The organism is Vibrio splendidus (genome assembly GCF_001557875.1).
Taxonomy (GTDB): domain Bacteria; phylum Pseudomonadota; class Gammaproteobacteria; order Enterobacterales; family Vibrionaceae; genus Vibrio; species Vibrio splendidus_F.
Map to the genome: position 1 here is coordinate 72,085 of NZ_LNRF01000005.1, position 16,004 is coordinate 88,088.

Here is a 16,004-nt window from a genome sequence, read left to right on the forward strand (position 1 = left end):
TCTATTTCTTTTGACCATATTGAGACCACACCATTGGAATTAATGCACTGGCAAGAATAACCGAGGCACCAATAATTGACCATGCATCTGGAATTTCAGAAAAAATCATCATACCGATGAGAATAGAGTAGATAATCTTCACGTACTCAACATTAGCGATGATGTTTGCCTGCGTCCATTTATAAGCCGAAATCCCAACGTATTGAGCGATTGAAGAAATAATGCCAACAAGTAGCAGTAACATAAAATCTTCCAGCGTAGGTGTACGCCATAGAAATAAAGTAGGTATCAAAGCAATGAATCCGATTGCAAGCGCTTGATATGCCATTAAGGTTATCTTGGGTTCACTTTGAGCAACTTTTCTTACACATATCACTGCCACTGCAGCACCTATCGAAGCCACCACACCAGATAAGATATATATGGACTGACTATCTTCAAAGGTAGGACGAACAACCATCATCACCCCTATAAATCCAACCACTATGGTAAAGATTCGAGTACCAGTCACCTGTTCACTCAGAGCGAGGTGAGCAATGATGGCAACAAAGAGCACTTGTAAGAAACCAAGGGCTGTTGCGTCTGCAAAAGGAATATTAATTACGGTTATAAATCCAAAGTACAACGCAGTAAATGCACCCAATATTCTCAATATGTGTAGAGGTACTTTCTTCGGTTTGAGTAATACCTGAATATTATTCGTTATCGCAGGAACAAGCATTAACATAAAAATGAACTGTCTAAAAAATAGGATCTGAAACGTATCGTAGTCGGCGCTCAACTTACGCACAAACACTGCAACTATGGTAAACAACGCTGTTGAAATCAGTGCTAACGTCACACCTTTAGATATTGGGGATAAAGCATCAAATAACTGCAAAACTCTAGGGTGCTGCATGGTATTTTTCACAAGAAACTGATACATCAAATGAAGCCTTTAAGTTTAGGTTTGAACAAGAGGCGCATTCTAAACTTGACACTTGTAGACAGGTCAACCATTCAGAGCAGTTGATACCAATAAAACGATAATCGCTTGTTAACTACTAAAAACGTTTTGGGGCAAATCCGTGTTAGCCCAAACCTTAAACCCCCTCCTAACCTCCCCTTAATCCGCATCTTCGGTTCATTATGACTCGTGGAAAGGGGAGGAATTGAATACTGGTGGTGACGGCATACAACAAAGTGTTGGTGTTCAAATTTAAGTAACGCCTTACACCAACGAAAAGAAAAAGGGACGGGTAGGAATACCGGTCCCTTTCCCCATTTGAATAAGTCGAAAGTGGGTTAGCTCGATGCGCTTTAATGATGCTGCCGACGATTAAGGCTTAGGCTGATTAGCTTCTATATCAAGGGCCATTTGATGCTTAGTTATATGGGGTGCGAGATCTGCTGTTACGACCTGAGTTCGGTAGGAGAGTGACCAGTCCAATTCTTGAATGCTCGACTGAATGCGCTTGAGTCTGAGAAGCCAAGCTCGTGAGCCACATAGGTAATATTGCCGTTGTTTTTATTCAATAAAGTCATACTTAGCTCAAGTCGATATTTATCGAACAAACGACGAAAACTCACCCCTTGTTGTTTAAGTTTACGATTCAGGGTTCGAGGGCTAATGTGAAGATTATTCGCCACGCTATCTAGGTTGGTGTCTTTTACCGCAAGCACTTTGAACGTTTCATTCACTTTGTAGATTAGGTTGGTTTTTAATGTTTTTTCCATCTGCTGGTCGGCTATTCGTACTAACTCTGCATGAAAGTCAGCTTGGAATTGGCGAGGTTTCGCCTGAACAAGATCGTTAGGGAACAGTATATATCGGGCGGGGAAGCCTTCCTTCATTTCTACATTAAATACGCGCTCATATATGCTTAAAAACTCATCACCGATGGTGTTCTTATGAATGTGGATGGCGACTTTCTGTTTTGGTGTATTTAGGTATTTTCGAACGAGCTTGAGGATAATACTGAAATAGAGCCCTAAGCTGATGTGTGTCATTAGGGTGGTTTCGTCAATGTACTCGGGTGTTACTCCCCATAATTCGATTTCCCCATTCTCTGTTTCACGACTGAATATTTTCAGTAACGGATGTATATGAATGGAGTATTGACTTAGGAGTTGGCAAAAGCTGGCGAGGTTTGGCGCGGTGAGCATGGCCATAACCGGAGCGCCCATCTCAAGCTCATCGAAATAGCGAGCGGATTCATCAAACAGGTCGATCAGTTCATGATCAAAGCGTTGGTAGATATTGGTGATGGCGGTTTGAAGCTGATAAGCCGAGATCGATTCGGCGGAGCAAAGTTGTTTATAGACCTCTGCTCCCGACCAGATATCGCTGCTGTCTCCAATTCTTGCTTTAATAGCAGAATCTAAAGTTTTAAACCAAAATATGGGCAATTGTGTGCTAAAACTTTCCACCATAACTCCCTGTTATTGTTGGCGATTGAAGAGTGTTCTTCTCAGTAATATATCCAAACTAAAGGATTTGTTTACGGGTTACAAGCAATGAAAATCCCAGTTCAAGCTCAGAATTTGTAATCGACACCAATTGAAGCCACGTATTGCGATGATTGATAATACTCAATATTCGAATTCGTTGTTTTAGCACCGAGTAGTGATACTAGGGACCAGTTTTTTGTATCAAAGATATTGGCATATTCATAGGCGATGAATGCTCCAAAGTCTTTGTCTTCACGAGTTTTATGAAAAATTGGGTTCTCTTTATCATAGCTACGCTTTGCTGCATTAAGTGTCAAAGCAAGACCATGATTTCCATACCTTTTCGCTAGGTTAATTTCCGCGCCAAGGCTCAAGAACGATAGTGCATCTCCCTCTGAGTCTGATGAGACAACATTCATCGAGGGTGTGAGAATGCCAGAACCATCTTTTAAGAAGTACTGGTAACCCGATTTTAGGTAAAAGTACTTTCGCTCTCGAATCATCAGTGCGCGTTCTTCTTCAGTTAAACCAAGCCCCTTTAGACCGGTGTTTTCTTTTTTAACGTCTGACTCACCAGAAGCGACATCGAGATTAAAATTCGAGCCCATTATTCTTGAAAGTTGCATTCGAACGACAGTACCAGTGACATCGGTCTCTTTTCTTTTCGAGTCTACAGCATAAGGGTCATCCCACACTTCGCCAGATATTAGAGTCGGCAAGATAGAAAAGTCGACTACCATGCCATTTTCCACTTGCTGTCTATATCCAATTTCAAATGCCAGCGTACCTGTAATGATGTCGTCTCTTGAGGTACCTAAGAAAAACTGTTTGTGATTCAAAGCGCCAAATGTGTATTGCACTGAACCCAAAACAGCGACCATTCCCTCAGCTTCCGTATTACCCGACGACATTAAATTGGATTGAGATTGATGATTGCTTTGACCAACATCGAGGTTGCTTGAGTTGGCGGTGAAGCCTGTTAGGAAGGTCATATTGCCACTGAAGCCTTCACTTGGTGCTAGAGCTGCGAATGAATATGGCGCAAGCGTCAGGCTTGCCAAAAATAGGAAAATAATATATTTCATCAATAGACTCGTACTTGAATGATTTTCTAAATCGAATTGCTTTCGAACATGAATAGCTTTCTAAAACGAAAAGCTCTCTAAAGTGAATCGCTTGTTAAAGCGCAATCGGGGCTTTTCTGTTCGCCCAAGGCTTGGCGTGTTCTAGTTGATAGGCCAATTCAAATAGCAGGCGGTCGTTGCCTCTTGCTGCAGAAAAGTGGCTCCCGACAGGAAGGTTCTGCTTGTTCCAATACAAGGGAACCGACATTGCCGGATTGCCTGCCACGTTTTCGATTGGCGTGTAGGACATTAATTTCTCTGAACGTGCCCATATCTCTTTGCCGGAGTGAGCTTTCTGGTCGAAATATTCGATGTCCAAAGGAACGTGGTTTGCACAGGGAGTCAGCCATATGTCGATGTTTTTAAAGAACTCTCGGTTGTGATTGATCGCGAAATTTCGACATCGCTCTTTGGACTCGATATACATGTTAGGATCGGCTTTCAAGCGAGCTTGCATCGTGCGAGCTAAATAGACGACGTTGTCACTCACTTTGTCTGGCATCGATTCTAGCGGCATACCTAAGTGGTCGAATTGCTCAGCAAAGCTTGCCATCTTGTTGCCAAATACGCCCATGTAGTTACGCATGAACACATCGCCATCTTGAATAGGCTGATCCACTTCGATAACGATATGCCCAAGATTCTCGAGCAAAGAGACTGTAGAGCGAATCGCTGCAATCGTATCTTCATCGGGGAGCCTGCCGTGGATATCTTTGAGCGTGACGCCAATCTTGATTTGGCGGTTAAGCGCGACATTGACCATGCCTATTGGGGTTCGAGGGAAAGGTGTCTCAAAGTCATTTTTTGTATGATGTTCAGTGACTGAAACAGCCAAAGCAGCATCGCGAACGGTTCTTGACATAAACGATTGATGAGTAAAATCTTCGTTTGTTGAGCCATCAGTTAGCCCTGAAATCAAAGACTCTCGACTTGGTTTAAAGCCAAAAATACCAGTCGCTGAAGCAGGCATGCGAGAAGAGCCGCCGCCATCAGTAGAATGCACCAATGGTACATAGCCAGCTGCAATCGCCGCTGCGCCACCGCCAGTTGATGAGTGAACACCTCTGCTTAGATCCCATGGGTTACGTGTTGCTCCATAAAGAGAGTTCTGTGTGCAGCCTAGTGTCATCATCTCTGGGATGTTTGTCATGCCAATGGTATTTAGCCCTGCATTTTGAGTCGCACGAATAAACCAAGAGGTAGTATTGGGCCTTCTGCCTTGGTTTAGCTTTGAACCCAGGGTGCATTCAAGGCCAACAACATCAACACAATCTTTTACCAAGAAAGGCACGCCTGCAAAGGGTGAGTTCGGGTTAAATGAGTCTGCACGCTCTAGTGCTAAGTCAAAGCACTCAGCAACCACCGCATTAACCTGATCGTTGGTCTGGCGAATTTTATAGATGGCTTCTTGTACGAATTCTTTTGGTGAGGCTTTTTTGTCTCTTATCAGATTTGCCATCTCAGTCGCATCCAGTGGCGAGTCAACGGTTTGGTGATCTGAAGGCAAATTTGTTGGCGAAGTTGGTGTTGCATTCGCTAAGGTAGGCAGGGAGATAGCCGCAGCTGAAACAGCACTTTTCCCCATAACTTTGAAAAAATCTCTGCGTTTTAATTCATTGATAGTCATCGTTTCTATCCCAAGTTAGAAAGTCACTATCCTTGTTTCGAAACCTAGAACGCTAGGCTTAGTGTCACTCCGTGTGCTGATTTATGGGATTAGAATAAAGGTTGGGGTGTTGGTGCGCAGTGCAAATACCGCCAATGTTAATACTATTCACGCCAACTCGTTTGTCGGGTTATGTATAGGCTGTGGGTTTATTGCTCTGCTGTTAGCCAAAAGTTAGACAGGTCTTCAAACAGATCATCATTATCTAAAATACTCAGATGGTTTTCGTTGTAACCACGAATTTGGTCCGCATTCAATTGGGCCGGTCGTGATAACTGGCTTGATAAATTGATCACACCATCGTTGCTGTTGGTATTAAATAGATCGCCCGAGTTATAACCAAAGGCTAAAAAGTGGGGAATGTGAATCTTACTACTGTCAATGAATAAGTCAGCGATAAATTTCCCGTCTGGATTTAAATCAACCCATGCAGGCATTACTACGGGAGAGTACTCGACCCCTTGTTTAGCAGAATCGACACCACCAAACGGTGAAGAGATGGTGGTTACGCTGCTTACAAAATCGCATAGCTGCCCAATACGGCACTGGCGAATACTGTTAGTCACGACCAAGCCACCCATACTGTGGGCAACAACATGTAGTTGCTGGTTCTTATATTCACTCACAATTGTATGTAACAGATTGTTCAAGCCCTTCGAATTCAAAGATAGAGATAAACCAGAAGGGTAGTTGAACACCCATATTTGGTACTTAGATTGGTCGATTTTCTTGATTAGTGGGGCAAAATCTAAAGCGGTGGCATTGATCCCATGCACAAATAGAATTGGGATTTTATTTGGGTCATATTCAGATAGAAAATAGAGCCCGGCATTATCTTCGAGTAAGAATGTTAGCGGCTGCCACATTCCGAGTTTTGCATTGCCTTTCTCAAAAGGGGGATCCGATAGATCCACCACGGTGCCTATGTCGACGAGGTCTAATTCAATTTTCAATAGTGAGGATAACGAACGATCAACAAACGCTCTTGGGGCTTCGCTCTCATTAACCGTTAGTGAGACTTCTATTGTTGATCTGTCTTTGTGATCACGTAGGTTGATTACACTGAAAGCTTCATCGGCTTGTAGGGTAAGATCTTGATTCTTATCTTCAAAGATAAGTAGGTAGTGGATGTTATTCGATACATGTAAATGAATACTGCCACTGTCTATGATGCCATCGTAGCCATCAACCTCGCCTTTGTTTATGTCTTTGATTTGTTCAATCACCACGGCAGAACCGGAGGCAGGTTGATTCAAGGTAACCATGTATTGATTGGTTATGGAGTCGATGGCTTCCATCTCATTAGATAGGTTTCTAAAGTTACCACACCCTGACAGCAGTGAACTGAGTAATAGCACTGTGCTGAGTATGCGTGCAGTAAGTAATAGCTTCATTCTAATTTCATCCTTAAATCGACAAGCTTCGTCATTCAATCAACAATTTTATACATAAACAAACAGCATGAGTTTAATACTAGCAAGAAAACAGAGATTTAGGTCATACGTTGTTCTTGAGCATGTCCTGTTTTGATTCGAGTTTATTTATTCCGCGCTGCTCGACAGCTCTATGGCTGATGTCGATGTGCTTTAGAGATTGTCTTTTCGATACTGATTGTTGGTATACGATTTTTTACGATACTCAATCGCTTTGATTCATGAAAATTATCGACCATGCAAAAAAATTGAACTTTATTATTTTAGTTAAGTCGTATTGCTACGTTTACCATCACAAGACATCAGCAGTTTAGATATGATCTCAAGTCGAAACACACATCAGCTAACTCGTAGCGCACTATTATTAGTGGGTTGGGTTATCTGTTTCTGTCTCGCCAGTAATATGAGTTTTATCCAAGGTTGCAAAGTAAACTATGAAAATAGCGATTCTGCGATTTCTAATGTCCTGCAGGTAAGCAAGATTGATGATGGTAGCGGTTTTATTAATGGTGCATCTCAATCTCAAGACGACCAATCCCTCCATAAATGTGAGTTATCAGAACACCTGATAAATTTTGATCACCACCAAGTTAATGATCAAGCTATATTCACGTACTTCATACTCGTTGTAGTCGTATTGTGGCTGCTAAGTACTGTCCCGTATTTCCCTCCATTCACTGAGCCAATCCTTCACAAGGGTAGGCGCATCCATCTCAAGGTCTGTGTCTTTAAAGAATGAGAATAAGAGCGTTTAACTAACACTCATATTATTCATTTTTTAAGGAAAAATTAGACATGCCTAAAAGCAAAATGTCATTGCACTTTGTTGTGCTTTGGCTATTCGTTGCGCTGTGTTCAACATTCACTGTGAACGCAAGTGCGAGCGAATCGATGACTCCTGTTACAACGGGTTGGATGCAAGACAAGTTACATCCGTATGTAGAAACGCGTTTTGTCATGACAGGACAAATTAATAAAGAAGATAAAACCGCGGCGGGTTATCTGGAAGTGAACCTTTCTGATGAATGGAAAACTTACTGGAGAAGTCCTGGTGAAGGAGGCATTGCGCCCAAAATCAAATGGGTCGATTCTAAGAACGTTTCGCAACTGCAATGGTTTTGGAAGTTTCCTCAACGCTTCAATTTGCTCGGCATAGATACGCTAGGTTACAAGCACAACATCATCTTCCCGATGAATCTTCATATTGATGATATGAACAAACCTGTTGAGCTTAATGCTGTGCTGACGATGTCTTCATGCACCACCATATGTATTCTCACGGATTTTAATATCAACTTGGTGTTTAACCCTAGTGAGATGACTGTGGATAACGACGCGATGCTTGTCTACGCAAAAGCAATGAGCGAAGTGCCGAAAGACTCGCCGCTTGTAGAAGGTACATCTACGATTTGGGATGCTCGCAAGTCGCAACTTCAAGTTATTGCTACACATCAAATTGGCTGGACTGCACCCGATGTAATCGTGGATGGTGATTCAGATGAAATGCAAGATGCTGACTTTGGTATTCCTCACATTGAAATTGAAGGTAAGCAAGTCATTGCGACTTACGATGTAAGTAGCTGGATGGGCACACCCGATCTTAACAACCAGCACATCCGTGTAAGCATCAAAGACAAAGGCTTCATCACAGAATATCCAACCATTGTTACCAACGGCATTGTGGGCAACAACTCTATGATAAGTATGGTGCTTTTAGCGCTATTAGGTGGGTTGATTCTCAATATCATGCCCTGTGTATTCCCTGTGCTTGGAATGAAACTGAGTGGGGTTATTTCTGCTCAGGGCATGGCAAGAAAACAAGTTAGGTTCCAATTCCTTGCATCTGCAAGTGGCATCCTCGCATCCTTCTGGCTAATAGCCACTTTCTTGGCTGTGTTAAAAGTTTCAGGTAACGTTATCGGTTGGGGAATTCAGTTCCAAAACGGTTGGTTTATCGGTGGGATGTTTATCGTCACCGCTCTTTTCAGCGCCAATATGTTAGGGCTTTTCGAGCTCCGTCTTTCATCGAATGCAAATACATGGATGGCAACCAAGGGCGACAGTAGCTACGTTGGACACTTTACTCAAGGTATGTTCGCAACGCTATTGGCAACGCCATGCTCTGCTCCTTTTCTTGGGACAGCAGTCGCCTTTGCTCTCGCCACTACTATCCCGACAATGTTTGGTATTTTCACAGCACTTGCCGTTGGTATGGCGCTTCCATGGATTATCGTTGCTGCATTCCCATCGATAGCTTTGGCGTTGCCTAAACCAGGGGCATGGATGAACCGTGTTAAATACCTGTTCGGCGGAATGATGCTAATCACTAGCGTTTGGCTCTTTAGCTTGCTTCGACCTCATGTCCCTCAATTGTGGCTATACGCAATACTGGCGGTCAGTGTTTGCCTATTGCTTGTCAGATTGGTTCAAGTGCATGGAATCAAGACTGCGGGTGCTGTTGCCTTGATGCTATTGAGTGTTATCTCTGCCTCGTTATTTGTCGAGAAAGCAACATCCAAAATGCTGCCACCAGAACCTGAGTGGGAAGCGTTGTCAACCGAAGTCATTGATGAGCATGTTGCTAATGGCCAAGTAGTTTTTGTTGATGTCACTGCTGATTGGTGTGTGACTTGTAAAGCAAACAAGATAGGTGTTCTTTTACAAGATCCTGTCTACAGCGCATTGACTGAAGGTGATGTAGTGCCGATGGAGGGCGATTGGACAGTCCCAATTGATAGTGTCACGTCATACCTACAAGATCATAACCGGTTCGGTGTTCCGTTCAATATGGTTTATGGCCCTAATGCTCCGGAAGGTATTGAGCTTCCTGTCATCTTAACCAGTGATGCGGTGATGGAAGCCATTGAGAAGGCAAGAGGTGATGACGAATGATTAGAACAAAATCTAAGGCAAAACCTCAGACCAAAAAGCAGAAGTTGAGATCGGCATTGCTGTATACCTTGTTCGCATTGGTCGTGGTCTTTGGTGTTGATTATTGGCGTACAAAAGACGTTCCAATACAGAACGTTCCGCCAATGGTCGGAATGTCGTTATCCGGTAAACCGATAGATGTAATTGAAATGAGTAAGAAAGAGCCGGTATTCGTTTATTTTTGGACGACATGGTGCGTGGCCTGCAAATTTGTGACGCCAGTGGTTGATTGGTTTTCATCAAGCTACCCCGTCGTTGGTGTATCACTGACTTCGGGTAAGGATGAAAGAGTTCGACGCTACATGAATGCTAAAGGGTATAGCTACGACAACATTAATGACACTGAAGGAAAAATAGCACGCGACTGGGGGATCTCCTTAACGCCAACACTCATTGTTATTAATGATGGAAAAGTAACAAGTGTTACTTCAGGAATGACTACGCCAATAGGCATCGCTGCCCGACTTTGGTTAGCTAAGTATTAATGGGAAAAATATGAAATTCATAACAAAAAGCATCATCACGCTATTAGTTACACTGGCTTTCTCTCCTGTCACTTACGCAATGACAAAACAAGAAAAGATTGCCGAGATAACGCAAATGTTAGAAACGAATGAAGGTATTATCGATTCGGTTCATGACAGTCTGACTGCTTACATAGATCAGCAAAGTAGTTTCGATAAAACGTTGGCCGAGAGCCATGACTTTATTTATAACAACCCACACCACCCTTGGTATGGTTCCGAACATCCAAAACTGACGATCGTAAACATGACTGATTTTAGTTGCCCGTGGTGTAAAAAATTAGATCCTGTTCTTCGGAAAATAGCGGATGAGTTTCCTAATGACATCAAGGTAATAAATATTTATATCCCTCTAAAGGAGAGAGATTCACCACTGAACTCAGCAACCTTTGGACTCAATGTCTGGAACAATGACAAAGAAAAATACAAAGCAGTTGAAGAGATGTTGATCAGTAAGCCTGGCATTCACAACGTTCGTTCGATAATGAAAGTAGCGAAGAAGAATAAAGCCACCGATTACGTTTCTTCAGACAGTGAAATAGCGATTGAAGTTGCTGAAAACTATAACTTGTTTACGAGGTTGGGTGTTCGAGGTACGCCAGCGATGCTAATTGATGGAACATTGATCCCCGGTTACTTGCCATACGAAAAACTATATCTAATAGTAAAAGCTAAGCTAGAAGAGAAAAGTAAATAGAATAAACTTAAAATAACTTAATTATTATTGTTGATGGAGAAAAAGCCCTGTTGATTAGGGCTTTTTCTTATTTGAATATTAATTGTAAAAGTAGTTAACAAATTAATAAACAATGTATAACGCAGCTAGGCCAAATATGCCTAGAAAACTCAGAACACCACATGTCGAGTACAACAACAGTCTCATTGTTAATTCCTGATTACAAAAAAATGATTAACGATATTTATTTTTCTAAATTGTTTTATGTGCAATATAAGGGTGTGAGGTTGCCAAAATTACATTAGAACAGTACCTCCAGGTAAATTATTATTTAACATGTAGTTAGAGTCATCCATGCTGAAATAATTCCCTTTACTCTGTGTTTTCTACGAAATAAATAGAGATGTTTTATAGTGACTTTTTATAGTAACTTTTTATGGTTTGACATTCCATTTTTGGTTTTCTATGGTTGTTATTTTGGCGGTTAATGCGTAGGTGTAATTAATTCATAGAGTGGAAATTAACTCGTAGCATGGCAGTGGATTTATATATTTTATTGAGTGAATTGGATATCTAAGACTTTCAATTGAAGGCGAGAGCAGCTTTAGGCGATCAAAAAAAAGCAAACAACCAAGTTAGTAATCTCGGTTATTTGCTTTAGATTTGTTGTTTTTGTGGTGAATGGGCGAAAGCTTTTAGAAATTAAAGCGTGTTTTTATACACTTTGCCGTCTTTCATGATCAGTTTCTGTGTATCGGTGTTAGCAACACATGCCACGCCTTCTAGTGGGTTACCGTCGATGATCAATAGGTCGGCATACGCGCCTTCAACGATTTGGCCTAGCTTGCCTTGCTGGTAAGGGTGTTGGTAAGTCGACATCTCGAATAAACGCCCACAGTTTGATGTTGCCATGCGAAGTGCAGTGATGGTATCGAATACTTGCTCAATCGCACCCAGTTCATTCAATTGTGTCGCATGAACGTTGGTTTCACCCACACAGTCAGTACCAAAAGCAATGTTCTGAATGTCGTATTTCTTAATCAGTTCTGCTGACTTGAACATGGCTTTGCCTACGCGTTCTGTCTTGCGGTATGTTTCTTCATTTGGCAGCGGGATCTTGCGCTCTGCAATCAATGAAGAAGTAAAGTAAGAAGGAATTACCCAAATGCCTTTCTCTTTTATGATCTCTGCAATGTCGTCGTCCATGATAGTCGCGTGTTCGAAAGACATAACGCCCGCTTCTGCCGCTCGGCGCATCGCATCAGAGGTGTGGATGTGCGCAGCGACATAAGTGCCGTAGTCAGAAGCGGCATCAACAGCGGCTTTCATTTCCTCTGATGTGAATTGCAAAGTGTCTAGCGGGTCGAAGGTCGATGAAGCACCGCCACCTGCCATTATTTTGATTTGAGAAGCGCCCATAAACAGCTGTTCACGCACGGCTTTCAATACTTCTGAGCGGCCATCAGCTACTTTCATCGCGCCAAGCTTCATCATTGGTGAATCTTCGTGGCCGTTAGCCAAACGCTCTTGTGCCTGGTTTTGACGGTAATCCGAGTGACCACACGTTTGCGAGATAGCCGCCATTGAAGGAAGAATGCGTGGGCCAGTGGCATAGCCGTTGTCGATACTGTTTTTAAGGCCAAGTGTATTACCTGCCACGTCACGAATAGTAGTAAAGCCACGCATCAACATCTCTTCTGAAATCTTTGCTGAGCGAATCGCGACTTCTTCACGTGTCATGGTATCAATCACATTAAAAGATGCAGATAGCGTGATATGAACGTGTGCATCAATTAAGCCAGGCATTACTGTGCAACCTTGAGCATCAATTGTTTCATCGGCAACCGTTGGGTCAATATCTCCAATCTGAGTGATAAGATTATCTTCGATTAGGATAGATACGTTCTCGATTAAGTTGTTATCAACACCGTTAAATACGTTCGCGTTAGTGATTAGCTTTTTCATAGTCTGCACCTTTTGGAAATGAGTGTGTGTCGCTGATGGAGTTATCTTATGGGGTGTAGCAGTACAAGAATGGCCATTTGGTGACAGTGGTGAATTAGGTGTGTGTTTACTATTGCTATATAGAGAAGAAGTGAGGGGCTTGTTCAATTATCAATTTAAGGAATGGATGTTGGCGGTGTCATGAAATGGTAAGTTTTACTTCGATTCGAACGCTAAGATGTATTTCAAATCGAGGCTACTTATCAAATTAGATTAGAGAGATATATAATGACTAAATTAGACAAAGTTTACGGGTTCAACACACCACAACGTCTATTCGTTGGCTATACATTAGCCGTGCTGGTGGACTTGGTAGTACTTAATTTCTTCGATGAGTACTGGGACTTCGTAAACATTGAGTCTTTTACTATCTCTTTGATTGCGGCTCTATTGTTGCAGCTGTTGTTGAAGCTATCTATTGGTTTAGAGCATAAAGTTGCAAACTATTTTAAGCAGAAATCAGGTACGGCACCTAAGGTGTATCGAGCATTGTCGACATATATTATTCTTGTTGGCTCAAAATTTGTAATGCTAGAGGCAATAAACCTTATGTTTGGAGATAAGGTGAGCTTTACAGGCCCTTGGAGTGGTGTGGTTGCGTTCTTCGCTGTGGTATTTACGATTTTGGTTGCTGAAGTGATTGTATCGAAGATCTACTTTGCTCTTGATGACCAACAAGATTCAAATGAGAAAGCGCTTAAAGGGACTAACGCGTAACGCAATTAAAAAACATATGTGAATAACAGACGAGCCAGCTGAACAAGTTGGCTCGTTTTCTTTTACGCGCTATCTAGCTTTATATGCTATTACTTGTCGTAGGCGATTTCCCTAGTAATACCGTCATCAACACCTGATTTTGGCTATTCTACACCACCTCCATCACTTGATCGCCAGCATTGTCTAGATCAATGACATCAGTGCTTTGCTCTTGAAAAGTTTGCGCCTGTGATTGGTTACCGATGAAGATGATCTTGCCGTTGTGGGTAACGATCGAGTCCGATTCGCGATGCCCGTATATATCTGCATTGGTAAAAATCTGGTCAGCACTTGGGCTTTTAACGGCTGTTTGCTCATGAACAACGGTGTTGGCTTGTGCAAGAACTGGCGCTACGGCCGTTAAGCTTGCGAGTAAGGCTATCCATGCAGTGCGTGGCAAAGTGAGCTTGTTGTTCATTCTTATGTATTCCATGTTCCACTGTTTAATAAGTATAGAAAGCGAGTGGCCAGTGTAAAACTCTTCATGAATGACAAAAACCTCGATTAATCAACAAGCTGCCGTTTGAATGAGCCTTTATCTATGACTCTTGTCTTAGGCTTTTGCGCAGATCTTTTTTGTACTCGTCATAAGAGTTATAGCCATAGAATTTCCAAGTGCGATCACCCTTGATGTTGTGGTTGTAGGTAATCTCGCCGATCCACTGTTGACGTGTGGCAAGAATCATATCGCGGATTTTTATTAATAACATGTCCATAGTTGCTCTCCTGATTAAGTTCACTTGCAGTATATTTATCGGAGACGAAGAGAAGAGTATTGTTAGCGCAATGTTCAATACTTTTCGGTCAATGTATTCATTTAAGTGGTTTGATACGTATACTTTCAATATTAAAAAGTCATTGAGTATCACAATGAAAGGCTACTTGGAAAAAGTACCACAACGAGTTGGCATGTCTTGGCGCTATAAGAAAATTGTCGAGAACAGTAAAAGCTATGGTTGGCATAGACATGAAGAGTACGAGATAGCGATACATCGTCACTTTTCTGGGCATAGTTTTATTGGCCATCACCAAAGCGATGTGTTTCACAATCACATGATTTTAGTTGGCCCTGATTTGCCTCATGCTATCTATTCGGAAGAGAATCCTGATGACTCGCGCATCTGTGAAACGCATGTGGTTTGGTTTCGCAAAGATTGGATTGAGCAATTAATCGCGTGCTGCCGCGAACTCGAACCTCTGCGTACATTGCTGGAAGAGTCAAAGAAAGGGTTGCAGTTTTCGCCCGCTACTGCAGAGAAAGCGACAGGATTGTTAAACAAGGTAATGGAGCAGCCACCACACCAACAACTGCTTATCTTGTTTTCTTTGTTTGCGCTATTACTGGATGACCAAGAAGTGGTTCAGTTGGTTAACCCTATCTTTAATACGGGAGACGAAGATGAGGTCAGTGACAAGCTGGATAAGATTGAAGCTTTCTTGGTGAATAACTTTATCCGTGATATCTCGGTTAACGATTTAGCGAAGCATCTCTATATTAGTGAGAGTAGCGTTAGGCGGCTATTTCAAAAGCACTACAATGAGAGTTTTAGCCAGCGGTTAAAGAAAATCAGGTTGAACGTGGCGTGTGATTTGTTGATCAATACATCACTCCCCATCAGCTTGATTCTAGAGAAGGTAGGTTACGACAACCAAGCTAACTTTAACCGCCAGTTTAAATCCTATAAACAGGTGACACCGACTCAGTACCGAGCGGCAATGAAGCACCACTGATTCATTGAACAACGAAACAATTCCCATAAACTTCTGAATAATCTTACTGTTATATGAACTATAAAAATGGATTGAACGTATTACCAAGGATGTAAGTTAAGGCTGTCACATGACTTACTCGAACTACTAATAAAAACAAGTCGAGGTTAGGATGAAAAAAATATTATTGCTGCTTAGCATGATCTTATTGGGTGGATGCGTGGGAATGCCCGAAACGGTTAAGCCCGTTCAACAGTTTGAATTGGATAGATACTTAGGGAAATGGTACGAAGTTGCTCGCTTAGACCACTCGTTTGAGCGCGGCTTAAGTAATGTGAGTGCTGAATACAGCCTGCGCGATGATGGCGGCGTGAAAGTGATTAACCGTGGCTATTCGGATGAAGATGGAGAATGGAACGAAGCGGAAGGTAAGGCGTACTTTGTCGAAGGCAGCGATCAGGGTTATCTGAAGGTGTCGTTCTTTGGCCCTTTCTACGGAGCTTATGTGGTGTTTGAATTGGACAAAGAGGGCTACCAATACGCGTTTGTTTCTGGCCCAAACACCGATTACTTATGGCTGCTTTCAAGAACACCAGAAGTTGCGCCAGAGGTGATGGAGAAATTCAAAGCGATGTCGAAAGAGCGCGGCTTCAATACTGATGAGTTGATTTTCGTGGAACATGACCAATAAGCCTATTTCTTGAGAAGAGTTCTAACGCTTGATTCTTGAGCGCAGTTGGATGTGATTGA

13 protein-coding genes and 1 pseudogene are annotated in these 16,004 nt (G+C 42.3%); 6 read left to right on the forward strand and 8 right to left on the reverse strand.

The window, feature by feature from the left end; translation table 11 throughout:
- Position 1 precedes the first annotated feature (1 nt).
- From ATB74_RS13615 to ATB74_RS13635, 5 genes are all read right to left on the reverse strand, one after another.
- Entirely contained in the window at positions 2–898 is an 897-nt protein-coding gene (locus ATB74_RS13615; protein WP_061019003.1) for a DMT family transporter, read from the reverse strand.
- Between the two features lie 494 nt (positions 899–1,392).
- Positions 1,393–2,412: a helix-turn-helix domain-containing protein gene (locus tag ATB74_RS13620; protein WP_061018900.1), complete on the reverse strand. Its 1,020-nt coding sequence runs from the start codon at positions 2,410–2,412 to the stop codon at positions 1,393–1,395.
- A gap of 104 nt (positions 2,413–2,516) precedes the next feature.
- The gene (locus ATB74_RS13625) at positions 2,517–3,515 is read right to left on the reverse strand and encodes a DUF2860 family protein (protein WP_061018901.1); all 999 of its coding nucleotides are present in this window, start codon (positions 3,513–3,515) and stop codon (positions 2,517–2,519) included.
- Positions 3,516–3,609: 94 nt separating this feature from the next.
- Complete coding sequence (locus tag ATB74_RS13630; protein ID WP_061018902.1) at positions 3,610–5,181, reverse strand: amidase; 1,572 nt, start codon at positions 5,179–5,181, stop codon at positions 3,610–3,612.
- 188 nt (positions 5,182–5,369) lie between these two features.
- A complete protein-coding gene (locus ATB74_RS13635) occupies positions 5,370–6,614 on the reverse strand; it encodes a lipase family alpha/beta hydrolase (protein WP_061018903.1) in 1,245 nt (414 codons plus the stop codon).
- An 834-nt stretch (positions 6,615–7,448) separates the two neighbouring features.
- Between ATB74_RS13635 and ATB74_RS13645 the strand changes: the two genes are divergently transcribed.
- Genes ATB74_RS13645 through ATB74_RS13655 form a run of 3 tightly spaced genes read left to right on the forward strand, consistent with a single transcriptional unit; the run spans position 7,449 to position 10,805 of the window.
- Entirely contained in the window at positions 7,449–9,545 is a 2,097-nt protein-coding gene (locus tag ATB74_RS13645; protein ID WP_061018905.1) for a protein-disulfide reductase DsbD family protein, read from the forward strand.
- On the forward strand, positions 9,542–10,069 hold the full coding sequence (locus ATB74_RS13650; protein ID WP_061018906.1) for a protein disulfide oxidoreductase: 528 nt from the start codon (positions 9,542–9,544) through the stop codon (positions 10,067–10,069). Before ATB74_RS13645 ends, ATB74_RS13650 begins: the two co-directional genes overlap by 4 nt.
- Positions 10,070–10,079: 10 nt before the next feature.
- Positions 10,080–10,805 carry a DsbA family protein gene (locus tag ATB74_RS13655; protein ID WP_061018907.1) on the forward strand — a complete coding sequence of 242 codons (726 nt, stop codon included), beginning with the start codon at positions 10,080–10,082 and terminating at the stop codon, positions 10,803–10,805.
- 681 nt (positions 10,806–11,486) lie between these two features.
- On the opposite strand, the gene ATB74_RS13660 is transcribed toward ATB74_RS13655, so the two are convergent.
- Positions 11,487–12,749: a metal-dependent hydrolase family protein gene (locus ATB74_RS13660; protein WP_061018908.1), complete on the reverse strand. Its 1,263-nt coding sequence runs from the start codon at positions 12,747–12,749 to the stop codon at positions 11,487–11,489.
- 267 nt (positions 12,750–13,016) lie between these two features.
- Between ATB74_RS13660 and ATB74_RS13665 the strand changes: the two genes are divergently transcribed.
- The gene (locus ATB74_RS13665) at positions 13,017–13,505 is read left to right on the forward strand and encodes a hypothetical protein (RefSeq protein WP_061018909.1); all 489 of its coding nucleotides are present in this window, start codon (positions 13,017–13,019) and stop codon (positions 13,503–13,505) included.
- A gap of 175 nt (positions 13,506–13,680) precedes the next feature.
- Here the strand turns inward: ATB74_RS13665 and ATB74_RS13670 are convergent.
- Together ATB74_RS13670 and ATB74_RS24290 are read right to left on the reverse strand one after the other, a co-directional pair.
- Positions 13,681–13,962: pseudogene (locus ATB74_RS13670) on the reverse strand (amidohydrolase); the annotation flags it as partial.
- Positions 13,963–14,083: 121 nt separating this feature from the next.
- Entirely contained in the window at positions 14,084–14,260 is a 177-nt protein-coding gene (locus ATB74_RS24290; RefSeq protein WP_179946919.1) for a hypothetical protein, read from the reverse strand.
- Between the two features lie 154 nt (positions 14,261–14,414).
- Between ATB74_RS24290 and ATB74_RS13675 the strand changes: the two genes are divergently transcribed.
- Positions 14,415–15,275, forward strand: coding sequence for a helix-turn-helix domain-containing protein (locus ATB74_RS13675; protein WP_061018911.1), 861 nt, complete (start codon positions 14,415–14,417; stop codon positions 15,273–15,275).
- Between the two features lie 151 nt (positions 15,276–15,426).
- Positions 15,427–15,945, forward strand: a complete 519-nt coding sequence (locus tag ATB74_RS13680) for a lipocalin family protein (protein WP_061018912.1) — start codon at positions 15,427–15,429, stop codon at positions 15,943–15,945.
- Positions 15,946–16,004: the final 59 nt, after the last annotated feature.